The 25458-nt window shown below is 62.7% G+C and carries 22 protein-coding genes; 13 read left to right on the forward strand and 9 right to left on the reverse strand.

The window, feature by feature from the left end; genetic code table 11:
- The 4 genes from astB to R0140_RS16700 are packed head-to-tail and all read right to left on the reverse strand — an operon-like array spanning nt 1 to nt 5049.
- Nucleotides 1–1326, reverse strand: a complete 1326-nt coding sequence (gene astB, locus R0140_RS16685; RefSeq protein ID WP_012542078.1) for an N-succinylarginine dihydrolase — start codon at nt 1324–1326, stop codon at nt 1–3.
- Nucleotides 1323–2801: a succinylglutamate-semialdehyde dehydrogenase gene (gene astD, locus R0140_RS16690; protein ID WP_032739633.1), complete on the reverse strand. Its 1479-nt coding sequence runs from the start codon at nt 2799–2801 to the stop codon at nt 1323–1325. The genes astB and astD overlap by 4 nt, the downstream gene beginning before the upstream one ends.
- On the reverse strand, nt 2798–3832 hold the full coding sequence (gene astA / locus R0140_RS16695; protein ID WP_002901491.1) for an arginine N-succinyltransferase: 1035 nt from the start codon (nt 3830–3832) through the stop codon (nt 2798–2800). Before astA ends, astD begins: the two co-directional genes overlap by 4 nt.
- Entirely contained in the window at nt 3829–5049 is a 1221-nt protein-coding gene (locus R0140_RS16700; protein ID WP_032754078.1) for a succinylornithine/acetylornithine transaminase, read from the reverse strand. The genes astA and R0140_RS16700 overlap by 4 nt, the downstream gene beginning before the upstream one ends.
- A gap of 438 nt (nt 5050–5487) precedes the next feature.
- Between R0140_RS16700 and xthA the strand changes: the two genes are divergently transcribed.
- The 8 genes from xthA (at nt 5488) to R0140_RS16740 (ending at nt 13140) form a co-directional block, all read left to right on the forward strand.
- Complete coding sequence (gene xthA, locus R0140_RS16705; RefSeq protein ID WP_012968464.1) at nt 5488–6294, forward strand: exodeoxyribonuclease III; 807 nt, start codon at nt 5488–5490, stop codon at nt 6292–6294.
- Between the two features lie 213 nt (nt 6295–6507).
- Nucleotides 6508–7164: a TVP38/TMEM64 family protein gene (locus tag R0140_RS16710; RefSeq protein WP_012542082.1), complete on the forward strand. Its 657-nt coding sequence runs from the start codon at nt 6508–6510 to the stop codon at nt 7162–7164.
- Nucleotides 7151–7861 (forward strand): TVP38/TMEM64 family protein, encoded by a 711-nt coding sequence (locus R0140_RS16715; protein ID WP_032735335.1) that lies wholly within the window; start codon nt 7151–7153, stop codon nt 7859–7861. Before R0140_RS16710 ends, R0140_RS16715 begins: the two co-directional genes overlap by 14 nt.
- Nucleotides 7858–8418 (forward strand): carboxymuconolactone decarboxylase family protein, encoded by a 561-nt coding sequence (locus tag R0140_RS16720; protein WP_012542084.1) that lies wholly within the window; start codon nt 7858–7860, stop codon nt 8416–8418. The genes R0140_RS16715 and R0140_RS16720 overlap by 4 nt, the downstream gene beginning before the upstream one ends.
- A gap of 2 nt (nt 8419–8420) precedes the next feature.
- Nucleotides 8421–9599 carry an ABC transporter substrate-binding protein gene (locus R0140_RS16725; RefSeq protein WP_016160752.1) on the forward strand — a complete coding sequence of 393 codons (1179 nt, stop codon included), beginning with the start codon at nt 8421–8423 and terminating at the stop codon, nt 9597–9599.
- Complete coding sequence (locus R0140_RS16730) at nt 9572–11107, forward strand: ABC transporter permease subunit (RefSeq protein ID WP_012968468.1); 1536 nt, start codon at nt 9572–9574, stop codon at nt 11105–11107. The genes R0140_RS16725 and R0140_RS16730 overlap by 28 nt, the downstream gene beginning before the upstream one ends.
- Entirely contained in the window at nt 11107–11739 is a 633-nt protein-coding gene (locus tag R0140_RS16735) for an ATP-binding cassette domain-containing protein (protein WP_023297432.1), read from the forward strand. The genes R0140_RS16730 and R0140_RS16735 overlap by 1 nt, the downstream gene beginning before the upstream one ends.
- 93 nt (nt 11740–11832) lie before the next feature.
- Nucleotides 11833–13140, forward strand: coding sequence for a sulfurtransferase (locus tag R0140_RS16740; protein ID WP_023297431.1), 1308 nt, complete (start codon nt 11833–11835; stop codon nt 13138–13140).
- A 49-nt stretch (nt 13141–13189) separates the two neighbouring features.
- On the opposite strand, the gene R0140_RS16745 is transcribed toward R0140_RS16740, so the two are convergent.
- Nucleotides 13190–13804, reverse strand: coding sequence for a CDP-alcohol phosphatidyltransferase family protein (locus tag R0140_RS16745; protein WP_008807615.1), 615 nt, complete (start codon nt 13802–13804; stop codon nt 13190–13192).
- A gap of 86 nt (nt 13805–13890) precedes the next feature.
- Between R0140_RS16745 and R0140_RS16750 the strand changes: the two genes are divergently transcribed.
- Together R0140_RS16750 and gdhA are read left to right on the forward strand one after the other, a co-directional pair.
- Complete coding sequence (locus R0140_RS16750) at nt 13891–14301, forward strand: pyrimidine (deoxy)nucleoside triphosphate diphosphatase (RefSeq protein WP_016160747.1); 411 nt, start codon at nt 13891–13893, stop codon at nt 14299–14301.
- Nucleotides 14302–14483: 182 nt separating this feature from the next.
- Nucleotides 14484–15827 carry an NADP-specific glutamate dehydrogenase gene (gene gdhA / locus R0140_RS16755; protein WP_008807617.1) on the forward strand — a complete coding sequence of 448 codons (1344 nt, stop codon included), beginning with the start codon at nt 14484–14486 and terminating at the stop codon, nt 15825–15827.
- Between the two features lie 43 nt (nt 15828–15870).
- On the opposite strand, the gene R0140_RS16760 is transcribed toward gdhA, so the two are convergent.
- The 3 genes from R0140_RS16760 to selD all read right to left on the reverse strand — a co-directional run bounded on the left by R0140_RS16760 (nt 15871) and on the right by selD (nt 20016).
- Nucleotides 15871–16851 carry an NAD(P)H-quinone oxidoreductase gene (locus R0140_RS16760; RefSeq protein ID WP_012968472.1) on the reverse strand — a complete coding sequence of 327 codons (981 nt, stop codon included), beginning with the start codon at nt 16849–16851 and terminating at the stop codon, nt 15871–15873.
- A gap of 170 nt (nt 16852–17021) precedes the next feature.
- Entirely contained in the window at nt 17022–18968 is a 1947-nt protein-coding gene (locus tag R0140_RS16765; protein WP_023297427.1) for a DNA topoisomerase III, read from the reverse strand.
- 4 nt (nt 18969–18972) lie between these two features.
- The gene (selD, locus tag R0140_RS16770; protein WP_012542093.1) at nt 18973–20016 is read right to left on the reverse strand and encodes a selenide, water dikinase SelD; all 1044 of its coding nucleotides are present in this window, start codon (nt 20014–20016) and stop codon (nt 18973–18975) included.
- Between the two features lie 225 nt (nt 20017–20241).
- Between selD and phoC the strand changes: the two genes are divergently transcribed.
- A complete protein-coding gene (gene phoC, locus R0140_RS16775; RefSeq protein WP_032735326.1) occupies nt 20242–20988 on the forward strand; it encodes an acid phosphatase PhoC in 747 nt (248 codons plus the stop codon).
- A 736-nt stretch (nt 20989–21724) separates the two neighbouring features.
- Here the strand turns inward: phoC and R0140_RS16780 are convergent.
- The gene (locus R0140_RS16780; RefSeq protein WP_008807622.1) at nt 21725–22276 is read right to left on the reverse strand and encodes an NAD(P)H nitroreductase; all 552 of its coding nucleotides are present in this window, start codon (nt 22274–22276) and stop codon (nt 21725–21727) included.
- Nucleotides 22277–22441: 165 nt separating this feature from the next.
- Here R0140_RS16780 and sppA point away from each other — a divergent pair, with 165 nt between their 5' ends.
- Both sppA and ansA read left to right on the forward strand, forming a co-directional pair.
- Complete coding sequence (gene sppA / locus R0140_RS16785) at nt 22442–24295, forward strand: signal peptide peptidase SppA (protein WP_008807623.1); 1854 nt, start codon at nt 22442–22444, stop codon at nt 24293–24295.
- A gap of 138 nt (nt 24296–24433) precedes the next feature.
- On the forward strand, nt 24434–25453 hold the full coding sequence (gene ansA, locus R0140_RS16790; protein WP_008807624.1) for an asparaginase: 1020 nt from the start codon (nt 24434–24436) through the stop codon (nt 25451–25453).
- Nucleotides 25454–25458 lie beyond the last annotated feature (5 nt).

The raw sequence follows: 25458 nt of genomic DNA on the forward strand, positions 1-25458 counted from the left end.
TTATTGCTGAAATGGATAAACCGAACCGAGCTGCAGGATCTGGGTCAACCGATCCAGCGCGTCACGCCCTTCCCGCAGCAGTTGCGGGTCGGCGAGGTCGGCCAGGGTGAGGCGATCGCGATAGTAGCGATCCACCCAGTCATTGAGGGTGGCAAACAGCGTATCGTTCATCAGGACGTGCGGATTGACCGCCTGATACTCCTCGGCCGTCAACACCACCCGCAGGCGCAGGCACGCCGGACCGCCACCGTTGGCCATACTCTCGCGCAGATCGAACACCTGTAGCGCGGCGATGGGGTTGTCCCCGGCCAGCAGCTCATTGAGGTATTCCCAGACGCCGGCATGCTCCTGCGCTTCGTGGGGCAGGATCAGCGCCATGCTGCCATCCGCCCTGCTCAGCAGCTGGCTGTTGAACAGATAGGTGGCAACCGCCTCTGCCACCGTGACCCGACTGGCGGGGACCACCAGCGGCGTAAAACCCGGCACCCGCTGCGCCAGCTGCTGGAGAAGCGCGGTCTGGTCGGCAAAGGCCTGCTCATGGCAGAACAGGACATGACGGTTGCTCACCGCGATAACATCATTATGAAAAACCCCCGTGTCGATCGCCGCCGGATGCTGGCGGGCGAAGATCAGCTGGCGAGGATTGACCTGATTGAGGCGCGCTACCGCCTGGCTGGCCTCAAGGGTTTGCCGCGCCGGATAGCGACGCGGCGCCTCCTCGCTCCCCCGGCGGCGGCCATAGACAAAGAGCTGGACGCCGGGGGCGCCATACTCGCCGCCGAGACGGTTATGGTTCGCCGCCCCTTCGTCGCCAAACCAGGCCGAGGCGGGCAGCGACGGATGGATGGCAAATCGCGTGCGGTCGGGGAATATCGCCTGCAGCAGCGCCTCTGTGGTCGGTGCTTCGCTGGCGCGGTGGAATTTATCCTGCAGATTTGCCACCGTCAGGTGCACCAGGCCATCCAGCGAATCGGCGGAGGGACAGACCGTCGCCGCGTTCGCCACCCACATCGCCGAGGCCGAACTTACCGCCGACAGCAGATCCGGATCCTGCTGCGCCGCCCGGGCCACCACCTGCTCATCGCTGCCGCTAAAGCCCAGCTGGCGCAGGAGCGGCACGTTCGGTCGCTCGTGCGGCGGGATCACTGCCTGCGGGTAGCCGGCGTCGGCGAGGGCTTTCATTTTTTTCAGCCCTTGCTTTGCCGCCAGCTGCGGGTTCGACACCCGGTGGCGGTGCCGGGTGGAAGCCTCATTGCCAAAGGAGAGCCCGGCGTAGTGATGGGTCAGCCCGGGCAGACCGTCAAAGTTGACTTCGCGGGCGGTCATGACGCCTCCCCGACCAGAAAGTCGAGCCCCGGGTTCAGGCTGGCGGGCAGCGTCAGGGTCGGCGATTCAAGGCTGGCCATCGGCCAGGCGCAATAATCGGCGGCATACCAGGCCCCCGGACGATGGTTACCGGACGCCCCGGTGCCGCCGAACGGCGCGGTACTCGCCGCCCCGGTCAGCGGTTTGTTCCAGTTAACTATCCCTGCCCGCGCCTCGAGCAGCAGTCGATCAAACTTCTCCCGTTCCGGAGAGATTAACCCACAGGAGAGGCCGAAGCGGGTGGCGTTGGCTAAGGCAATCGCCTCCTCGAACGTGTCGTAGCGCCAGACGCCAAGCAGCGGGCCAAACACCTCTTCATCTTCAACATTGGCCACGTCGCTCATGTCGACAATCCCCGGCGTTAGCAGCGACGTTCCGGCCTGCAATAAACGTGGCTCCAGCAGCGTGACCGCGCCAGCGGCGACCCGCTGCAGCCATGCCTGATGCACTTTCTGCGCGGCCGGTTCAGAGATAAGCCCGCCGAGAAACGGCTGCGGCTCGGCGTCCCACGCCGCCGGGATCAGCCGCTGGCTTACCGTCACCAGCCGGGAGAGGAAGGCATCGCCCGCCTCGCCGCGCCGGACCAGCAGACGGCGGGCGCAGGTGCAGCGCTGGCCGGCGGTAATAAAGGCGGACTGGATGGTCAGATGCACCGCGGCATCCACGTCCCGCGGATCGTCGACGATCAGCGGGTTATTGCCGCCCATCTCCAGCGCGAGGATCTTCTGCGGCTGCCCGGCCAGCTGGCGATGCAGATGAAAACCGGTGGTTGAGCTGCCGGTAAATAGCAGCCCGTCGATATCCGCCTGACCGCTGAGCGCCTCGCCGGTTTCCCGACCGCCCTGCACCAGGTTGAGCACCCCGGCGGGCAGGCCGGCCTGCTGCCATAGTTTCACCACCGCTTCGCCGCTGCACGGGGTGAGTTCGCTGGGTTTAAAGACCACAGTATTGCCCGCCAGCAGCGCCGGCACGATGTGCCCGTTCGGCAGATGGCCGGGAAAGTTATAGGGGCCAAACACCGCCAGCACGCCGTGCGGCCGGTGACGCAGCGTGGCGGCGCCGTCGGGCAGATCGCTGTGCTGTTCGCCGGTGCGGACGTGGTAGGCCTTCACCGAGATCGCCACCTTGTTGATCATCGCCGTCACTTCCCCGGCCGCCTCCCAGCGCGGCTTTCCGGTCTCGGCGCCGATCATCGCCGTCAGCTCAGCCTTACTGGCCTCCAGCAGGGCGGCAAACTTTTCAACGATCGCCTGACGGGCGGCAAACGGCAGCCGCGCCCAGGCCGGGAACGCCTGGCGGGCAGCCGCCACCGCCTCAGCAACCTGCCCGGCATCCCCCGCTTCGCCCTGCCACACAACCTTCAGGTTAACCGGATCCTGTTTACTGAAACCTGGCCCACGACCGGGCCGCCACTCGCCATTAATCCACAGACTCATGCGGTTTTCTCCTCAGGGATCAGGCGCACCATGCGTACCTGGTCGCCGGCATGACACTTCAGCATATCCAGTTCGCGGGCGCTGAGGGTCAGGGTGTCGCCATCCGGGTCGGCATGCACCAGCAGAGCGCGGAACTGGTGATACTGTTCATTCGCCACCAGGCACAGCGGCCAGTCACCGGGTGGGGTTTCACCGGCCTCGGTGGTCACCAGACGGCTTTTGCGGATCGCCCGCACCCTGTCGATGTCGCACTCCAGAGTCGGGCCGCCGTCGAAAATATCGATGTAGTTCAGGTAGCGGAACCCCTCTTTCTCCAGCACCGTCCGGGCCGGGGCGGTCTGCGGATGAACCTTGCCGATCACCGCCTGCGCCTCAGGGGAAAGGAAATCGATATACAGCGGATGCTTGGGCATCAGGGCGGCAATGAAAGCCTTCTGTCCGGTGCCGCACAGGTAGTCGGCGCGGGAAAACTCCATGGCGAAAAAGCGTTTGCCCAGGCTCTCCCAGAACGGCGAGTAGCCCTGCTCGTCAATCACCCCGCGCATCTCGGCGACCACCTTCTCATTAAAGCGCTCGCGAAAGGCGGCCATAAATAAGAAGCGCGATTTCGACAGCAGATAGCCATTGCCCTCTTTGCGCCACTGCGGGTCGAGGAACAGGGTACACAGCTCACTGCTGCCGGTATGGTCGTTGCTGAGAAACAGCGTCGGCAACGCCTGATAGACGTTGAGCTCCTTCGAGGCATGGACCTGGGTGCCGACCCGGTAGTTATACCAGGGATCGTTGAGCCCCACCGCCACCTCGATCGCGCAGATGCCCACCACCGCGCCGCTTTCGCTCTCCTCCAGCACAAAGACATAGCCCTGCTCGCTTTTCGGTAGCTCGCCGCGCCAGGTCTGCTGCGAGCGGGCGATCCGCGCCGCGAGGGTCGCTTCATCCACCGGCAGCGAGGTCAGCCCGCCGCCGGTCTCCGCTGCCAGCTTCAGCAGCCCGGGCAAATCGCCCGGCTCCACCGGTCGAATAACCATCATGATGAGACTCCTGCCACGAAACGCGCGCAGGCCCGCTCGACGCGATCCAGCCCGCTATTCACCTCTTCTTCACTGACGTTCAGCGCCGGCGCAAAACGCACCACATTAGCGCCGGCGATCAGGATCATCACCCCCTCTTCCGCCGCCAGGTTGCTGAGCGTTTTCGCCTTCCCGGCCCAGGCGTCGTTCAGTACGCAGCCGAGCAGCAGTCCCAGGCCGCGGATCTCCTTGAACAGACCATAGCGGGCGTTGATCGCCTGCAGACGCTCGCAAAACCACTGGTGGCGCTGTCTGACGCCGGAGAGGACTTCCGGGGTGTTGACGATCGACAGCAGCTCGCCGGCCACCGCCCCGGCCAGCGGGTTGCCGCCGTAGGTGGTGCCGTGGGTACCGACGGTCATCACGCTGGCGCAGGCCTCTGTCGCCAGCAGCGCGCCGATAGGGAAACCGCCGCCCAGCGCTTTGGCGGTGGTCAGCACATCGGGCGTCACGCCGTAGTGCATATAGGCATACAGCTCGCCGGTGCGCCCGACCCCGGTCTGCACTTCATCGAAAATCAGCAGAGCGTTGTGCTGGTCGCAAAGCTGGCGCAGGCCGCGTAAAAACTCGACGTTGGCCGGCACCACGCCCCCTTCGCCCTGCACCGGCTCGACGATCACCGCGCAGGTTTGGTCATTGATTAAGGCCTTTGCCGACTCGAGATCGTTAAACACCGCATGCTGGATCTGCGGCGGCAGCGGGGCAAAATCCCGGGAGTAGGCCGGCTGACCGCCCGCCGAGACGGTGAACAGTGTCCGCCCGTGGAAGGCGTTCTGGAAAGCGACGATGCCGCTTTTTTCACTGCCAAAGCGGTCGTGGGCATATTTACGCGCCAGCTTGAGCGCCGCCTCATTGGCCTCAGCGCCGGAGTTACAGAAGAAGACCCGGTCGGCGAAGGTGGCATCGATAAGCATTTTTGCCAGACGCAGGATCGGCTCATTGGTGTAGCCGTTGCCGGTATGCCAGAATTTGCCGGCCTGGTCGGTCAGAGCTTGCACCAGACGCGGATGGGCGTGCCCCAGCGCGTTCACGGCGATGCCGCCGGCAAAATCGATATACTCTTTGCCCTGCTGATCCCACAGCCGCGACCCGGCGCCCCGCACCGGAATAAACGCCGCTGGCGCGTAGACCGGCATCATCCATTCATCAAAGTGGTTACGCGTAATTGACTGAGACATATCGACCTCTTCCGGTAAATTAAAAGTAGCAATAATGTTAATAAATATGAGTTATTACGCTGTAAATGTAGATTGCACGGTTCGTGCCAGCCAGCGATAAAAATGCATAAACCGGTTGAGATAACGCAGAATCAAGGAGTTACAGCCGAACGCTATTCACATAAAATGCATATTTAGTGAATAAGTATCCGATAAAGGGGGATAAACAGTGATTAAAGAAGATAAGTTATGCAACGGTAAGATATAATTCTGTAATTGTGATCCTCTGCGAAATTTATCGTAGATATTTGCCCTTTTTTGGCGCGGCATGCCCGTAAAAGGGGCAACCACGGCACGCTCATGCGCAGCGATTGGCAGAATGACGCATCCGGTGGCAGCCAGCCAGGCGAATTTCTGCTACCATCCCTGCACTATTCACCTTGCACAGTGGCAGCGACTATGAAATTCGTCTCTTTTAATATCAACGGCCTGCGCGCCCGCCCACACCAACTGGCCGCCATCGTCGAAAAACACCAGCCGGACGTGATTGGCCTGCAGGAAACCAAAGTTCACGACGATATGTTCCCTCTCGAAGAGGTCGCCAAACTCGGCTATAACGTCTTTTATCATGGACAAAAAGGCCATTATGGCGTCGCGCTGCTGACCAAAGACACGCCGATTGCCGTCCGCCGCGGTTTCCCGGACGATGGCGAAGAGGCTCAGCGCCGCATCATCATGGCGGAGATCCCGTCGCCTTTCGGCAACGTCACGGTGATTAACGGTTATTTCCCACAGGGTGAAAGCCGCGATCATGAAACCAAATTCCCGGCCAAAGCGGCGTTCTATCAGAATCTGCAGAACTATCTGGAGACCGAACTCAACAAAGAGAATCCGGTGCTGATCATGGGCGATATGAACATCAGTCCCACCGATCTCGATATCGGTATTGGTGAAGAGAACCGCAAACGCTGGCTGCGTACCGGCAAATGTTCCTTCCTGCCGGAAGAGCGGGAGTGGATGGATCGCCTGCTGGGCTGGGGCCTGGTGGATACCTGGCGTCAGGCTAATCCGGACAATCAGGAGCACTTCTCGTGGTTCGATTACCGCTCCAAAGGCTTCGACGATAACCGCGGGCTGCGCATCGACCTGCTGCTGGCCAGCCAGCCTCTGGCCCAGCGCTGCGTGGAGACCGGAATCGATTATGAGATCCGCGGAATGGAAAAACCGTCCGACCACGCGCCGGTGTGGGCCACCTTCCGGCCATAATTTACGCCCTTCTCTCGCCTCCCGCGGTGCGGGGGGCAGAATTTCCTGAGCAAAATCAACAAAGCGACGGTAAACCATTGTGACGGTCGTCGGAACAGGATACTGTCGCGCGCACTTTTTGATGTCCACTGCGTCCAGACTGTACAGGAGCACCCCTCATGCAAAAGAAGCCGTCATCCGGCCATTGGTAAAGGGCTGGGACTTCTCGCGCTGGTGGCCACGCTGGCCGTTATCAGCCATCGCGTCGGTCTCCACGATCTGCTGACTCACCTTCATCTGCTTCAGGACACCCTGCGCCATCAGGGCGCCTGGGGATATCTGGTCTATGTCGCGCTGTTTATCATTGCCACCCTGTGTCTGATCCCCGGCAGCCTGCTGGTGATCGCCGGCGGGATGCTCTTCGGCCCGCTGACAGGCTCCCTGCTCTCGTTTGCCGCCGCCACCCTCGCCTCTTCGCTGTCGTTTTTAATCGCCCGCTGGCTTGGGCGCGATCTGCTGCAGCGCTATGTGGGCCATACCGCCGTCTTTCAGGCGATTGAGCGCGGTATCGCCCGCAGCGGCTGCGATTTCCTGATCCTCACCCGCCTGGTGCCGCTCTTTCCCTACAACATTCAGAATTACGCCTACGGCCTGACGGCGATCCCTTTCTGGCCCTTTACCCTGATCTCCGCCGTGACTACCCTGCCGGGCCTGGTCATCTATTCGGTAATGGCCAGCGAGCTGGCCCGCGAGGGCGTAACTCTCGCCTTCGCGCTCAAACTGAGCCTCGCCGGCGGGCTGCTGTTTGCCCTGGTGCAGATGGGCAAACGGTTTGCCCGCGCCCGCCGTATGGCAACGCCCGGCGAGGAGGTGCGCCATGACCCAACCTGATCGCCGTCACCTGCGCCGCGCCCGGCTGGCCCTTGCCGTGGTGGCCGTCGCCGGGCTGGCCGCCTGGTGGTGGTTCCCCGGCGGGCGAACCTTTCTGCAGCAGAGTCTGACGGCGTTAGCCTCCCTGGATCCGCAGCAGGTCAGAGGGTTTCTCGCCGCCTGGGGGCCGCAGGCCGCGCTGGTCTCATTTGCGCTGATGATCCTCCAGGCGATCGTCGCTCCGCTGCCGGCTTTCCTGATTACCCTGGCGAACGCCGCCCTGTTCGGCGCCTTCTGGGGCGGTGCGCTGTCATGGTTCAGCGCCATGGTCGGGGCCGGGCTCTGCTTCTGCATCGCCAGAGCGCTGGGGCGCGAAGTGGTGGAAAAACTCACCGGCCGCGCGGTGCTGCGCAGCGTCGACGGCTATTTCACTCGCTTTGGCCCGCAGACGATCCTGGTCTGCCGCCTGCTGCCGTTTGTGCCGTTTGACCCGGTCAGCTATGCCGCCGGACTAACCTCGCTGCGCTTCTGGCCCTTTATGCTGGCCACCGGCGTGGGCCAGCTGCCGGCGACTATCGTCTATTCCTGGGCCGGGAGTCTGCTCACCGGGGGCACCTTCTGGCTGGCCACCGGGCTTTCGCTGCTTTTTACCCTGGCGGTGGTCATCTCTATCGCCAAAAATATTTACCGTGAACGTCATAAGAGATCGTCGCCATGAGCTTACCCCCGCTGGATTCTGTCCCCCTGATCCTTCGTCCGCAGGCCTGGCTGCACCGCCGGCATTACGGCCAGGTGCTGAGCCCCATTCGCTGGTGGGGACGGATCCCATGGCTGTTTTACCTGGTTTCGCTGTTCGTGGGCTACATTGAACGCCGCCGCTCGCCGCTGGATCCGGTGCTGCGGTCGCTGGTCAGCGCCCGCATCGCCCAACTGTGCCACTGTGAATTCTGTATCGATATCACCAGCATGACCCTCGCGGCGCGGAGCGGCAGCCAGGACAAGCTGCTGGCGGTCGCCGACTGGCGCAGCAGTACGCTGTTCAGCGAAAAAGAGCGTCTGGCGCTGGCCTATGCCGAAGCCGCCACCCAGACGCCGCCGGAGGTGGATGATGCCCTGCGCAGCGCGATGGCCGCGCATTTTGACGCCAGGGCGCTCACCGAGCTGACCGCCCTGATCGGCCTGCAAAATTTATCAGCGCGGTTCAATGCCGCGATGGCGATCCCGGCCCAGGGGTTCTGTCAGATGCCCACCTCTTCCCCGCAGAATAAGGAGTAACGATGCGCCGTTTGCGTGATTTCAGCCTCTGTCTGTGCCTGCTGCTGCTCTGGCCGCTGGCGGTTAATGCCAACGACAGCTGGCGGCAGATCCAAACGGAAGCCCGCGGGCAGACCGTCTGGTTTAACGCCTGGGGCGGGGACCCGGCCGTCAACCGCTATCTGGCGTGGGTCAGCGAGGAGGTCAAACGCCACTACGCGATCGACCTGCATATTGTCCCCATCGCCGACGCCGCCGACGCAGTGAAACGCATCCAGAGCGAGGCGCAGGCCGGCCGTCGCCGGGGCGGGTCGGTGGATCTGCTGTGGATCAACGGCGAAAACTTTCGCACGCTTAAGCAGGCCAACCTGCTGCTCACCGGCTGGGCCGAATCACTGCCCAACTGGCGCTTTGTCGATCTGCAAAAGCCGGTTCGGGAGGACTTTTCTGTCGCCACCGACGGTACGGAGTCGCCGTGGGGCAGCGCCCAGCTGACGTTTATCGCCCGCCGCGGGCAAACGCCGCAGCCACCCACCAGCCCGCAGGCGCTGCTGGCCTTCGCCAGGGCCCATCCCGGCAGCGTGACCTACCCGCGGCCGCCGGACTTCACCGGCACCGCCCTGCTGGAGCAACTGCTGATCGCCCTCACCGACCAGCCGGCCGCCCTGCGCCAGCCGCCGCAGACGGCGACCTTCGCGGCGGTCACGGCCCCGCTGTGGCGCTATCTCGATGCGCTGCACCCGGCCCTGTGGCGGGCGGGCAAGGATTTCCCGGCGTCGCCGGCACGGATGGATACCATGCTCAACAATGGCACCCTCCGCTTATCACTCACGTTTAACCCGCTGCACGCCCGGCAGAAAGCCGCCAGCGGCGAATTACCGACGGACAGCTACAGCTTCGGCTTCACCGCGGGGACCCTCGGCAACGTCCATTTCGTTACCATCCCGGCTAACGCCCGCGCCGTCGCTGGAGCCAAAGTGGTGGCCAATTTCCTGCTCTCGCCTGAAGCGCAGCTGCGCAAGGCCGATGCCGCCGTCTGGGGCGATCCGAGCGTACTGGACCCGCAGCGTCTGCCTGACGGCCAGCGTCAGGCGCTGGCGGCTACCGTGCCGCAGGATCTACCGCCGGTGCTTGCCGAGCCGCACGCGGCATGGGTTGACGCGCTGGAGCAGGAATGGCTGCGCCGCTACGGTACCCACTGATCCTGCTGGCCTGGGGGACGATGGCGGCGATCTATCTGCCGTTGCTCCCCGCCGCCGGGGAACTGGTGGGCGCTGCGCGCTCCCCGGCCCACTGGCGGGCGCTGTTCGCCGACCCGCAGCTGGGCCAGGCGCTGGCCGCCACGCTCGTCTCGACGCTGCTGTCCGTCGGCGGCGCGCTGCTGATCGCCCTGACCGTCGTCGCTGCCCTCTGGCCCTCGCTCCGCTGGCGGCGACTGGCTTCCCGTCTGCCGCTGCTGCTGGCGGTACCCCATCTTGCCCTGGCGACGGCGGCGCTGCTGCTGTTCGCCGAAGGGGGTTGGATCTGGCAGTGGCTGCCGCTTCTGACGCCGCCGGTCGACCGGTATGGCATCGGGCTTGGCCTGACGATGGCCCTGAAAGAGAGCGCCTTTGTGCTGTGGGTGATCTATGGCCTGCTGGGGGAGAAACGCCTCGCCGACCAGGCGACCGCGCTGAAGAGCCTCGGCTACGGCCGCTGGCAGTGCCTGCGCTGGCTGGTGCTGCCCGCCCTGCTGCCCGCCCTCGGCATGGTGCTGCTGGCCGCCACCGCCTGGAGTCTGTCGGCGGTCGATGTCGCCCTGGTGCTGGGGCCCGGCAATCCGCCCACTCTCGCCGTGCTGGCGTGGCAGTGGTTAAGCCAGGGCGATGACCTGCAGCAGGCCAAAGGGGCGCTGGCCAGCCTGTTACTGATGACGATCCTCGGCGGGCTGGCGCTGGTGGCCTGGGGAGGGTGGCGGATACAGCGCCAGTACCAGCCCAATCTGCGCGGTATTCGTCACCCTCATCCTCATGCCCTGCCCGGCCGCCTGCTGGCGGCGCTGCTGCCGCTGAGCGGTCTGCTGGGCACGCTATTGCTGGCGGGGCTGGCGCGCTCGGCGCCACCGCAGATGGATGCCCTCGGCAACAGCCTTGGCCTGGCGCTGGCGGCCTGCGCCCTCGGCGCGGCTGTCTGCCTGCTGTGGCTGGCCTGCGGCCCGACGCGTGGAGATGGCTGGGTCTGGCTGCCGCTGGTCCTGCCGGCCCTGCCGCTGGCCGCTGGCCAGTACCGGCTGGCGCTGTACGCCTGGCTAGACGGCGAATGGTGGACCGTTCTGTGGGGCCATCTGCTGTGGGTGGTGCCATGGATGCTGTTTATTTTGCGCCCGGCCTGGCGCCAGCGCGACCCGCGGATGGCGATTATCGCCCGCACGCTCGGCTGGGGGCCCACGCGTATTTTCTGGCTGCTGACCCTGCCCTCGCTGACCCGCCCGCTGCTGACCGCGCTGGCGGTGGGCTTTTCCGTGAGCATCGCGCAGTATCTGCCGACGCTATGGCTGGGGGCAGGCCGTATCCCGACGCTCACCAGTCAGGCGGTGGCGCTCAGCAGCGGCGGCGAGGTGCAGACGCTCGCCGCCCAGGCGCTGTGGCAATTACTGCTGCCGGCGGTATGCTTTACCCTGACGGCCCTTCTCGCCTGGCTGGCGGGCCGCTATCGACGAGGACTTCGCTAGTGCTAACCGTAAACCATCTGACCCTGAGCGTGAAACGTCAGCCGCTGCTGCGGGAGGTCGCCTTTTCGGTGGCGCCTGGAGAAGTGCTGACGCTGATGGGCCCCTCCGGTAGCGGAAAATCGACGCTGTTTGCCTGGATGATTGGCGCCCTGGCCGGCGACTTCCGCGCCGAGGGCGAGCTGTGGCTCAATGGACGTCGCTGCGATACGCTGCCGACGGAGCATCGACGCATCGGCATCCTGTTTCAGGACCCGTTACTGTTCGACCATTTCAGCGTCGGGCAAAATTTACAGCTGGCGCTGCCGGAGAGTGTGCGCGGCGAGGCGCGAAAAGCCGCAGTGGAGCAAGCGCTCAGCCGCGCCGGGCTGCATGGCTTCGCCCCACGCGACCCGGCCACGCTCTCCGGCGGGCAGCGGGCGCGGGTGAGCCTGCTGCGCGCCCTGCTGGCGCGCCCCGAGGCGCTGCTGCTCGATGAACCCTTCAGCCGTCTGGATGCCACCCTGCGCGCCGCGTTCCGCCGCTGGGTTTTTGAGGAACTGGCCCGCCAGGCCATTCCGGCGATCCTGGTGACCCACGATCGCGAGGACGGTCCGCCGGCGGGACGCTGCCTGGCGATGGAGACCTGGCAATGAAGAGCAATAGCGTGCAAACCTGCGTTACCGCAAAGAAATCGGCGCCTGGCGAGCGGAGAATACGCCCTCCACTTTTTACCGTCGGGCATTTCGATGAAACGTGTTTCTCAATTGACCGCACTCGCCCTGCTTATGGGGCTTGCTGCTTCCACCACCTGCGCCGCTGAAACCATGCCAGCGCTCACTCTCTCCCACCTGCAACAGCAGCACGGCGTGGCCATTGACACCCGCCTGAGCGCTTATTACAACGGCTGGCCTCAGCGCGCCAACGGCCCCGAAGGTCATGAGCCGCAGGCCCTGAATCTTTCCGCCCGCTGGCTCGGCGCCATGAGCGACGATCAGCTCCGCGCCTGGGCTAAGCAGCACCAGATCCAGCCAGATACCCCCGTCGCGCTGTACGGCAACCCGGAAGATAATGCCAGCGTCGCGGCGCGGCTGAAACAAGCGGGCTTCACCCGGCTCAGCACCCTGAGCGATGCGCTGAGCCAGACCGACCGCCTGCAAAAGCTGCCGCACTTTGAACAGCTGGTCTACCCCCAGTGGCTGCACGACCTGCAGCAGGGAAAACGCGTAGCCGCCGCCCCGACCGGCGACTGGAAAGTGTTCGAAGCCGCCTGGGGAGCGCCGAAACTCTATCTGCTGAGCCATATCCCTGGCGCGGGCTATATCGATACCAATGAGGTGGAAAGCGAACCGCTGTGGAATAAAGTGTCCGACGCACAGCTGAAAGCGATGCTGGCGAAGCACGGCATCCGGCATGACACCACGGTGATCCTCTACGGTCGCGACGTCTACGCCGCAGCGCGGGTGGCGCAGATCATGCTGTACGCCGGGGTCAAAGACGTGCGCCTGCTTGACGGCGGCTGGCAGACCTGGTCCGACGCCGGGCTGCCGGTCGAGCGCGGCATGCCGCCGGCGCAGCAGCCGGCGCAGGACTTCGGCGCGCCGATCCCCGGCCAGCCGCAGCTGATGCTGGATACCGAACAAGCCCGCGGGCTGCTGCATCGTCAGGACGCCTCGCTGGTCAGCGTCCGCTCGTGGCCGGAGTTTATCGGCACCACCAGCGGCTACAGCTATATCAAGCCGAAGGGTGACATCGCTGGCGCCCGCTGGGGCCACGCCGGGAGCGACTCCACGCACATGGAAGACTTCCATAACCCGGACGGCACCATGCGCAGCGCTGACGATATCGCTACCCTGTGGCGCCAGTGGAACATTCTGCCGAGCCAGCAGGTGGCGTTCTATTGCGGGACCGGCTGGCGGGCCTCGGAAACCTTCATGTATGCCCGCGCCATGGGCTGGCCGCACGTCGCGGTGTACGACGGCGGCTGGTACGAATGGAGCAGCAACCCGCACAATCCGGTCGCCCGCGGCGAACGCGGCCCGGAAAGCAGTCAGTAACACGCCCCACCAGCGCGTCGCCCCCAGCCAGCGACGCGCGCTTTCCCGCTCACACCACCCGCTTTAAGGTCTGGTAGCCACTGCAGATGCGCGTCGCCGTCGTCAGCCAGCACAGCGCGCCAAACAGCCACGCCAGCCAGGCGAAATGCGCCGGAAACAGGCAGCAGAGGACAAACAACAGGATGGTCTCCGTCCCCTCCGTCAGGCCCCCAAGATAGTACAGCGATTTATGGGCGTAGCCGGGATTGGCGATCTGATGCCTGGCCGCCAGTGCGGCAAAAGCGAGAAAGCTGCTGCCGGTGCCGATAAAGGCAAACAGCAGCCAGGCCCCCGCCAGGGCATTGTTCAGCGGATCTGCCAGAATAAAGCCGAACGGCACCAGGGCGTAGAAGAGAAAATCCAGTGCGATATCGAGAAAGCCCCCCGCGTCCGTGAGCCCGCGCCGCCGCGCCAGAGCGCCGTCCAGACCATCCAGCAGGCGGTTGAAGAGAATAGCGACCAGCGCCGCGCTATACCACCCCAGCGCCAGAAAGGGCAGAGCCAGCACGCCGATGGCAAAACCGAGGAGCGTCAGCCCGTCCGGTGAAATACCCGGGCGGTCAAGCGCGCCGGCGACAGCATTAAGCAGGGGTTTGAGGCGCGGATGCAGGTGGCTATCAAGCACGGAGGTCTCCAGCAGGGTTGGCGGTTGTCAGTCAAGGTCTATGGCGGTGATAATAGGCCAGATTCGTCTTATTCACCTTGATGCTTATGCTAAAAATGATTGATGTTGTCGCAGCCATTATTGAACAGGATGGCCAGATTCTGCTGGCGCAGCGTCCGCCCCACGCCGACCAGCCGGGGATGTGGGAGTTCGCTGGCGGCAAAGTGGAGCCTGGTGAAAGCCAGCCGCAGGCGCTGGCCCGCGAGCTACAGGAGGAGATGGGCATCATCGCCCACCCGGCATGCTATATCGCCAGCCATCAGCGGGAAGTCTCCGGCCGCCAGATCCATCTGCACGCCTGGTGGGTGCCGCACTTTCAGGGCATACCGCTGGCCCACTATCACACTCAGCTGCGCTGGTGCCTGCCCGCCGACGCCTTAACCCTCGATCTCGCCCCGGCCGATATTCCTCTGCTGCATGCCTTTATCGCCCAGCGCCCGACCCTTTCCGGCCGCTGATCCGCCCGCCGCCTAGTCATCGTTTTTAGTTATGACGGGCGGACAATTATAAATTTTGTTGTCGGCTTAATTTTTCCTTGCTTGCCTAAGGATTAGCGGTGTTATAGTCGGAAAATCGGTTTTTTCAAGGACCGAATCATAATAAATACATGCAACCACAACCATAAGGGGAACTTATATCTATGGATCAGACGTGCACTCTGGAAGGCTTTCTCACCCGCGTTCAACAGCGCGATCCTCATCAAACCGAATTTGCTCAAGCCGTCCGGGAGGTGATGACCACCCTGTGGCCTTTCCTTGAGGAAAATCCGCGCTATCGTCAGCTTGCTTTGCTGGAACGTCTGGTGGAACCGGAGCGCGTGATCCAGTTCCGCGTGGTGTGGGTGGATGACCGCAATCAGGTCCAGGTCAACCGCGCGTGGCGCGTGCAGTTCAACTCGGCCATCGGCCCGTATAAAGGCGGGATGCGTTTCCACCCGTCGGTTAACCTGTCGATTCTCAAATTCCTTGGCTTCGAGCAGACCTTCAAAAACGCTCTGACCACCCTGCCGATGGGCGGCGGGAAAGGCGGCAGCGATTTCGATCCTAAAGGCAAGAGCGATGGCGAAGTGATGCGCTTCTGCCAGGCGCTGATGACCGAGCTCTATCGCCACCTTGGCCCGGATACCGACGTACCGGCGGGCGATATCGGCGTCGGCGGCCGCGAAGTCGGCTTTATGGCCGGGATGATGCGCAAGCTCTCCAACAACAGCGCCTGCGTCTTCACTGGTAAAGGCCTCTCCTTTGGCGGCAGCCTGATCCGTCCGGAAGCCACCGGTTACGGTCTGATCTACTTCACCGAAGCGATGCTCAAACGTCATGGCCTCGGCTTCGAAGGCGCTCGCGTGGCGGTTTCCGGCTCCGGCAACGTCGCGCAATACGCCATTGAGAAAGCGATGGAGCTTGGCGCGCGGGTGGTCACCGCCTCCGACTCCAACGGCACCGTCGTTGACGAAGCGGGCTTCACCAAAGAAAAACTGGCCCGCCTGATCGACATTAAAGAGCGTGCCCATGGCCGCGTGGCCGACTACGCCCGCGAATTTGGCCTCACCTATCTTGAAGGCCAGCAGCCGTGGTCAGTGCCGGTGGATATCGCCCTGCCTTGCGCGACCCAGAACGAACTGGACGTCGATGCCGCCCGCCAGCTGATTGCCAATGGCGTGAAGGCCGTGGCGGAAGGCGCCAACATGCCGACCACCATCGCCGCAACCGACCTGTTCCTGGAAGCTGACGTGCTGTTTGCCCCGGGCAAAGCGGCCAACGCCGGCGGCGTGGCGACTTCCGGTCTGGAGATGGCGCAGAACGCCGCGCGCATGGGCTGGAAAGCGGAAAAAGTGGATGCCCGTCTGCATCACATCATGCTGGATATCCACCACGCTTGCGTGCAGTACGGCGGCGAAGCGAAGCAGACCAACTACGTGCGCGGCGCGAATATCGCCGGTTTCGTGAAAGTCGCGGATGCCATGCTGGCCCAGGGCGTGATTTAACTTCCCCTGACTCCATCCCGGCGGCTGCCCGCCGGGATGCGTCTCACGACGTCATCGTGATCACCACTTTCCCCAGATGCTGACCACTGTCCAGACAAGCATGGGCCTCGGCAACCTCCGCCATCGGGTAGCTGGCGTAGATCATCGGCTTGCATTTCCCTGCCTCAAGCAGCGGCCAGACGTGGCGCCGCAGCGCCTCGGCAATCTCCTGTTTCTCCGCCGCCGTCCGGCCGCGCATGGTTGAGCCGGTGATGGTGGCTCGCTTGAGCATCAGGGTCTGAATATCAACCTCATGAGCGATTCGTCCGCCCATAAAGCCGATGATCACCAGCCGTCCATCCTTTTTCAGTATCCCAAGGTTGCGGTTAAAGTAAGGGCCGCCAACGATATCCAGAATGACATCCACGCCTTCATCGTGGGTCAACTGGCCGATTTTTTCCGCAAAATCATCGGTTTTGTAGTTAATCGCCGTAGCATAGGGACGTAGGGCAGCGATTTTTTCGTCCTGGCCAACGGTGGCATAGACGGTCATCCCCAGCGCGTGGCACAGCAGGACCGCGGTGGTGCCAATCCCGCTGGCGCCGCCGTGGATCAGGATGCTTTCGCCAGGCTGCAGCTTACCCAGCTGGAAGACATTCGCCCAGACGGTGAAGAACGTTTCCGGAATGGCGGCCGCTTCGCTAAAGCTGAGGCCCGCCGGGATCGGCAGCGTCTGGCCTGCCGGCACGGCGCAGTATTCGGCATAGCCGCCGCCGTTGGTGAGCGCACAAACGCGATCGCCGGGCGTAAACGCTGTGACCTGCGCGCCGACCTCAACCACAACGCCCGCCACCTCCAGGCCAGGTACGGGGGTGACGCCCTTGGGCATAGGGTACAGCCCCTGGCGCTGCAGGATATCCGGCCGGTTGACGCCGGCGGCCTTCACCTCAATGAGCACCTCATTCTCCCCAATAGCAGGGATTTCTCCTTCGCGGATCTGCAATACCTCCGGGCCGCCCGGTTGGCTAATAGCGATATATTTCACGGGTCCTCCTTATCGCCGGTGAGAGAAATGAGCAACATTATCGGCAAGCGCGAAGACGCATTCAGGGGGGAAGTCGTCAAGCCCTGCCCGGCTGTTTAGTGTAGACCATTGACCTGGCTGGCGGAGAAGCGGTGGCCGCGGGGATTCGCATCCTCGCGACCACCGGCGGGTTACTGCGGCGGCGGCGCAGCATCGTCTGCCGCTTTTTTCCCTTTCGGCTTGCCTTTACCTTTAGTGAAGGATTTTTTCGCCCCGGCTGGCGCGGCCAGGCCGCGGAACTGGCGCACTGGCGTGCTCCGCGCCTGATCGATCAGCTGGAACAGCGTCCCCACCAGCGGCTGCATAAAGTCCTGATAGCGGCACTGCTTTTCGCTGATCTGCGTCAGGACCGATTCCCAGTGGGCGGTCATATCCGGACGCGCGGCCATCTCCGGCAGGGAGTGAATCAGCGCCCGGCCAGCGTCCGAGGAGTGGATATAACGCCCCTTTTTGGTCAGGAAACCGCGCTTGAACAGCAGCTCGATAATCCCGGCACGGGTCGCTTCTGTGCCGAGACCGTCGGTGGCGCGGAGGATCTTCTTCAGATCTTTATCCTGCACGAAACGGGCAATCCCGGTCATCGCCGACAGCAGCGTGGCGTCGGTGAAGTGGCGCGGCGGCTGCGTCTGACGCTCCACCACTTCGCCCTTCTCGCACAGCAGTTCATCGTCTTTGGCCACCACCGGCAGCGGCGTGCCGTCGTTCTCTTCATCGCGCTCTTTGCTGCCCAGCAGCGTCCGCCAGCCAGCCTCTGCCAGAAAACGCGCCTTGGCGACAAACTTGCCGTTGGCGATCTCGAGGTCAATCTGGCATTTGCGGAACACCGCGTCCGGGCAGAACTGCATCAGATACTGCCGGGCGATCAGGTGGTAGACCTTCGCTTCGTTATCGGTGAGCTTGACCTGGCTGCTGCGGGCGGTCGGGATAATCGCATGGTGCGCATCGACCTTTTTATCATCCCAGCAGCGGTTGCGGATCTCCGGATCCATCACCGGCTGCGGCAGCAGGTCCGCCGCATGGACGGCAATCGCATTCAGCACCGCATGACGGCCGGCGAAGTGCTCTTCCGGCAGGTAGCGGCTATCCGAACGCGGGTAGGTAATGAGCTTGTGGGTTTCGTACAGCTTCTGGCAGATATCCAGCACGTTTTGCGCGCTGAAGCCGAAACGTTTGGCCGCCTCAATCTGTAGCGCCGACAGCGAGAATGGCAGCGGCGCGGGTTCGGAATCGCGCTTATCGTTATAGCCGGTCACCAGCGCCGGCTGGCCTTCGATGCGCTTAACCACGTGCTCAGCCAGTGGACGATGCAGCAGACGCCCTTCTTCATCCTGATAAGGTTCGCAGGCTTCGCTTGGCACCCAGGTGGCGACAAAACGTTCCTCCTGCGGCGTGACGATATGCGCCTTCACGTCGAAGAAGTCTTTGGCGACGAAGTTTTCAATCTCTTCATCACGGCGAACCACCAGGCCAAGTACCGGGGTCTGCACCCGCCCCACGGACAGTACCCCCTGATAGCCGGCGTTACGCCCCAGCAGAGTATAGGCGCGGGTCATATTGATGCCGTACAGCCAGTCGGCACGCGCCCGCGCCAGCGCCGACACGCAGAGCGGCACGAACTCGCTGTTGGCGCGCAGGCGATTGATCGCCCGCTCCACCGCCTGCGGGTTGAGATCGTTAATCAGACAGCGCTGCACCTGCTGACGCTTCTCCGGCGCCAGCTGCAGGTAATCGAGTACTTCGTCCACCAGCAGCTGCCCCTCACGGTCGGGGTCGCCGGCATGGATCACTTCCTGCGCCTCGCCAAGCAGACGCTTGATCACATTGAGCTGTTTGGTGACCGAGGGTTTGGGTTGTAGCTGCCATTTCTCCGGCACAATCGGCAGGTCGGTGAGATTCCAGCGGGCATAGCGGCTGTCATAGACGTCCGGCTGCGCCTGCTCCAGCAGATGGCCGATACACCAGGTGACCACCTGCCCGTTGCCGCACTCAATATAGCCATCGCCTTTGCGGTGCGGTTTAGGCAACACATCGGCGATAGCCCGACCGAGACTCGGTTTTTCCGCAATAAACAACCGCATCGAATCAACGGATCTCGATCATGGGTCGTCCGCCGCGGGCGGTGACCAGCTCGCCGATGGCGGCCAGCTTAATGCCGAACTCCGCCGCAGCGGCCTGGACTTCGGCTTCCGCTTCCGGAGTCACCGCCAGCAGCAGGCCGCCGGAGGTCTGCGGATCGCACAGCAGGTCCCGCCACTCCGCCGGCATCTCGCCCATCAGATGGCCGTAGCTGGCAAAGTTGCGCCCGGTGCCGCCCGGCACCGCGCCGGCGGCAATATAGCCTTCCACCCCCGGCAGTTTCGGGATATCGGCATAGCGCAGCTGCGCCTGCACGCCGGCCCCGCGGCACACCTCGCTGAGGTGGCCGAGCAGGCCAAAGCCGGTGACGTCGGTCATCGCCTTCACTCCGTCGATGGCGGCAAACGCGGCGCCGGCGAGGTTCATCTGGCACATGGTCTCCGTCGCCAGTCCCTGATGCTCTGGCTTGAGCAGCGATTTTTTCTCCGCGGTGGTCAGCACACCGATCCCCAGCGGTTTGGTGAGATACAGTTTGCAGCCCGCCTGCGCAGTGCTGTTTTTCTTGATGCGCTCGGTGGGCACCACGCCGGTGACCGCCAGACCGAAGATCGGCTCCGGAGCGTCAATGGAATGGCCGCCCGCCAGCGCGATCCCGGCCTGCTGGCAGGCAAAGCGCCCGCCCTCCACCACTTCACGGGCAATTTCCGGCGCCAGGGTGTTGATCGGCCAGCCAAGGATGGCAATCGCCATAATCGGTTTCCCGCCCATGGCGAAAATATCGCTGATGGCGTTGGTGGCGGCGATACGGCCAAAGTCGAACGGATTATCGACGATCGGCATAAAGAAATCGGTGGTGCTAACGATTGACGTGCCGTTACCAAGATCGTAGACGGCGGCATCGTCGCTGGTTTCGTTGCCGACAAGCAGGTTCGGATCGACAAACTTCGCCTGCTCGCTATGCAGGATGGTTTCCAGCACCTTCGGGGAAATTTTACAACCACAACCGGCTCCGTGGCTGTATTGCGTTAAACGAATGGCTTGCTCGCTCATGGACATCTCCTGTCATTGCAATCCCGCTATGTTAGCGCCCAAACGCCAGGGTGGTAAGTACGACAGTCTGAAATCGCGTATGGTTGCTCATTAAGCAGACAAAAAGCCGTTTTTGCGAGACACGGCAATTTTTTCCCGACCATTTTCACTTTTACTTAAAGATGACAGAAATGTGACAACACAGGACTGTCTTCTCTGGAATGATTATGACGTAAGGAAATTCTAATGAAAAAGCGTGTTCTTGCTCTTTGCCTGGCCAGTTTCTTCTCCGCTAACGCCTTTGCTCTGGTTCCCCCCGGGAACGATGTCACCACCAAGCCCGATCTCTACTATCTGACCAATGCCCAGGCCATCGACAGCCTGGCGCTGTTGCCGCCGCCGCCGGCGGTGGGCAGTATCGCGTTCTTAAACGATCAGGCGATGTATGAGCAGGGGCGTCTGCTGCGCAATACCGAGCGCGGGAAGCTGGCGGCAGAGGATGCTAACCTCAGCGCGGGCGGCGTGGCCAATGCCTTCTCCAGCGCCTTTGGTTCCCCAATCACCGAGAAAGACGCGCCTCAGCTCCACAAACTGCTGACCAATATGATTGAAGACGCCGGCGATCTGGCGACCCGCGGCGCGAAAGAGAAATACATGCGCATTCGCCCGTTTGCGTTCTATGGCGTCTCCACCTGCAACACCACCGAGCAGGACAAGCTGTCGAAAAACGGCTCTTACCCGTCCGGGCATACCTCTATCGGCTGGGCCACCGCCCTGGTGCTGGCGGAGATCAACCCGCAGCGGCAAAATGAAATTTTGAAGCGCGGCTATGAGCTCGGCGAGAGCCGGGTGATCTGCGGCTATCACTGGCAGAGCGATGTCGATGCGGCGCGCATCGTCGGCTCCGCAGTGGTCGCTACGCTGCACACCAACCCGGCCTTCCAGCAGCAGTTGCAGAAAGCCAAAGACGAATTCGCCAAAACGCAGAAGTAACGTCATCGCCGTTGAACTCCCGGATGCGGCGCCTGGCGCGCCTTGTCCGGGCTACAAAAACCGCGATTGATTCGAATGGTAGGGGTTGTAGGCCGGGTCAGGCGTACGCCGCCACCCGGCATAGATGCGGCTCCAAGCCTGCTGCCATCGCCCGGCGGCGCTGCGCTTGCGCGGCCAGCCGGACGGTTCCCTCTCCCTCCGGGAGAGGGCCAGGGTGAGGGGAAGCACTGCAGTGTGGTTGTTTATGTTATCTGTGGCTTCAGCGTAGTTTGCGCTCCCGGTTAATCGTCTGCGTTATGTCACTCATGGCGCCGGGAGCGCACAGGGGGCGGCCAGTCGCCGCCGCCCCCTGTACCCCCGGGCTCCGGCCAGCAAAATTGCCGCTGCGCGGTCCCTTCGACTTATCCCTGCAGGCTTCGGGTCGGGCCGAGGCAGCGTCCCTGCAAAACACGGCCCTCAGCCCGCATCCATGCGGGCTGCCCCGGCCTGCCGGGAACGTCTCAGCGATTTTGAGGCCGTCAGCACCGGCAGTTTCAGCAAGAAAAGTGAATAAATTAACGACAGGTCGCACGAACGTAGGCCGGGTCAGGCGCGAGCCGCCACCCGGCACAAAATCGGCTCCGTGCCCGCTGTCCTTGCCCGGCGGCGCTGCGCTTGCGCGGGCCTACAGACAGTCAGAGCCGGATGCGTTGGCCGGGTAAGGCGCCAGCCGCCACCCGGCATCACAAGCACCGACTCAGAAGCGCGTCACAAACGGCGCGGTATCCGGCAGGGCAATGGTGGTTGAGGCTTTTAGCTGCGGCGTCCCCAGATAGAGGAAGCCGACAATTTTATCCTGCTCGCGGCACGCGAAGCCGGCCCGCACCACCGGGCTCTCGGTCAATGCTCCGCTGCGCCAGATGCCATTGAATCCCTGGGCCAGGGCCGCCATCTGCATCGCCATCACCGCACAGCCAGCGGACATCTCCTGCTCCCAGCGCGGCACCTTCGGGTGGTCTTCACAGCGCGCGACTACGGTAATGATCAGCGGCGCGCGGAACGGCGCATTGCGGGCTTTCTCTATTCCCTTCTCATCCTGGCCGGCCTCTGTGGCCCCTTTTTCCAGCAGCTGGCTGAAGCGCTCGCGGCCGTCATCGGCGATAATAAAAAAGCGCCACGGCTGCAGGGTGCCATGATCCGGGGCGCGCAGCCCGGCGCGCAGAATGTTTTCCAGCTGTTCGCCAGCCGGGGCAGGTTCCGCCAGGCGAGAAGCGCTCCGGCGATTAAGCAGTAGATCGAGAGCATCCATCTGTATAACTCCTGTGATGTCATTTTTCATAAAATTAACATGCACAAGGATTTTGTTACAGCGTGGTCGGTGATTCCTGCTGACAACCGACGGCTCACTCTTTAGGATAGCCAGACGCGGCGGCCCCAGCGGCCTGCCCTTTTTAGATAACGTTAGGGAGAAGACATGCGAACCCTTTGGCGACTGATTGCCAGCTTTTTTAAATGGACGTGGCGGATACTCAACTTTATTCGCAAACTGGCTCTGAATGCGATCTTCCTGGTGCTGGTGCTGGTGTGTATCGGTATCTGGAGCCAGTTCAGCACCACTACCAGCGAACATGCCGCGCGCGGCGCGCTGTTGCTGGATATTACCGGCGTGGTGGTGGATAAACCTTCCGCCAGCAGCAAGCTCGGCGTAATTGGCCGCCAGCTGTTTGGCGCCAGCTCGGACCGTCTGCAGGAGAACTCTCTGTTCGATATCGTGCAGACCATTCGCCAGGCGAAAGATGACCGCAATATCACCGGTATTGTGCTGGATCTGAAAAACTTCGTTGGCGGCGATCAGCCGTCCATGCAGTACATCGGTAAAGCGCTGCGTGAGTTCCGCGACAGCGGCAAACCGGTCTATGCCGTCGGCAGTAGCTACAGCCAGGGCCAGTACTACCTGGCGAGCTTTGCCAACAAAATCTGGCTCTCACCGCAGGGCGAGGTTGACCTGCACGGCTTCGCCACTAATGGGCTGTACTACAAATCGCTGCTGGATAAGCTGAAGGTCTCCACCCATGTCTTCCGCGTCGGCACCTATAAATCCGCCGTCGAGCCTTTCATTCGCGATGATATGTCCCCTGCCGCCCGCGAAGCGGACAGCCGCTGGATTGGCGAACTGTGGCAGAACTACCTCAACACCATTGCCGCCAACCGCCAGATCACCGCCCAGCAGCTCTTCCCGGGCGCCCAGGGCATTATCGATGGCCTGCGTAAAGTGGGCGGCGATACGGCGAAATATGCGCTGGACAATAAGCTGGTGGATGAGCTGGCGACCTCCACGGAAGTGGAAAAGGCGCTGACCAAACAGTTTGGCTGGAGCAAAACGGATAACAATTACCGGGCGATCAGCTATTACGACTACAACGTGAAGACACCGTCTGACGAAGGTTCCGCCATTGCGGTGATCTTTGCCAACGGCGCCATCATGGATGGCGAGGAGACCCCGGGCAACGTTGGTGGCGATACCACGGCGGCGCAAATTCGCGATGCGCGCCTCGACCCGAAAATTAAGGCCATCGTTCTGCGCGTTAACAGCCCGGGCGGTAGCGTGACCGCCTCAGAAATTATCCGTGAAGAGCTGGCGGCAGCCAAAGCCGCCGGTAAACCGGTAGTGGTCTCGATGGGCGGCATGGCTGCATCTGGCGGCTACTGGATCTCCACCCCAGCGGATTACATCGTCGCGAACCCGAGCACCCTCACCGGATCCATCGGCATCTTTGGCGTAATCAACACCGTGGAAAATACCCTCGGGTCGATTGGCGTCCATACCGACGGCGTCGCCACGTCGCCGCTGGCGGATGTCTCCAGCACCAAAGCGCTGCCGCCGGAAGTGCAGCAGCTGATGCAGTTGAGCATTGAGAATGGCTATCAGCGCTTTATCACCCTGGTGGCTAACGCCCGTAAGAGCACGCCGGAGAAAATCGACCAGATTGCCCAGGGACACGTCTGGACCGGGGAAGATGCCAAAGCCAACGGCCTGGTCGACAGCCTCGGCGACTTCGACGATGCGGTGGCTAAAGCCGCCGAGCTGGCGAAGCTGAAAACCTGGCACCTCAACTACTATCAGGAAGAGCCGACCTTCTTCTCGATGGTGCTGGATAGCCTGACCGGCTCGGTACGCGCCTCGCTGCCGGCGGCCATTCAGGCCTGGCTGCCTGCACCGGTCGCCGCGGCGGCCGAGACGGTGAAAGCGGAGAGCGACAAGCTGGCGGCGTTTAACGACCCGCAGAACCGCTATGCCTTCTGCCTGACCTGCGCCAACATCCGTTAGTACGCAGCGGCTGCCCCGTCTCCCGGGGCAGCCTTTTTCCCTCTCCTGCCAACACCGCCACAAAGCCAGCGACCGACACTGTATTTTTTCCTGCGTCTCTTTATACTGCGCCTGTCTACGACCAACCTAAGCGATGCTATGCAAAAAAAATCGATTTACGTTGCCTACACCGGTGGGACCATCGGTATGCAGCGCTCTGAACACGGCTATGTCCCCGTTTCCGGCCATCTGCAGCGTCAGCTGGCGCTGATGCCTGAGTTCCATCGTCCGGAGATGCCGGACTTCACGATCCATGAATACCATCCGCTGATGGATTCATCCGATATGACCCCCGAGGACTGGCAGCACATCGCCGACGATATCCGCAGCCATTACGATGAGTATGATGGCTTTGTGATCCTCCATGGTACCGACACCATGGCGTTTACCGCTTCGGCGCTGTCGTTCATGCTGGAAAACCTTGGCAAGCCGGTCATTGTGACAGGGTCACAAATCCCACTGGCCGAGCTGCGTTCTGATGGTCAGATTAACCTGCTCAACGCTCTCTACGTTGCCGCCAACTATCCGATTAACGAAGTGGCGCTGTTCTTCAACAATCGACTGTTTCGCGGCAACCGCACCACTAAAGCCCACGCCGACGGCTTCGACGCCTTCGCCTCGCCAAACCTTGCGCCGCTGCTGGAGGCCGGGATCCATATCCGCCGCCTCGGTACCCCGCCGGCGCCGCAGGGCCGCGGAGAGCTTATCGTGCACCCCATCACCCCGCAGCCGATTGGCGTGGTGACGATTTACCCCGGCATCTCCGCCGACGTGGTACGCAATTTCCTGCGCCAGCCGGTGAAAGCGCTGATCCTCCGCTCCTATGGCGTCGGCAATGCCCCACAGAATGGCGAGTTTATTCAGGTGCTGGCGGAAGCCAGCCAGCGCGGTATTGTGGTGGTCAATCTGACGCAGTGCATGTCCGGGAAAGTGAACATGGGCGGCTATGCCACCGGCAACGCCCTCGCCCAGGCGGGGGTCATCAGTGGTTTCGATATGACGGTGGAAGCGACGCTGACCAAGCTACACTATCTGCTTAGCCAGCAGCTGGATGTTGACGCCATTCGCGCGGCGATGCAGCAAAATCTGCGTGGCGAACTCACCCCCGACGAGGCTTAAGGAGG

It is taken from the genome of Klebsiella sp. w6, from assembly GCF_033100215.1.
Lineage (GTDB): Bacteria > Pseudomonadota > Gammaproteobacteria > Enterobacterales > Enterobacteriaceae > Klebsiella > Klebsiella variicola.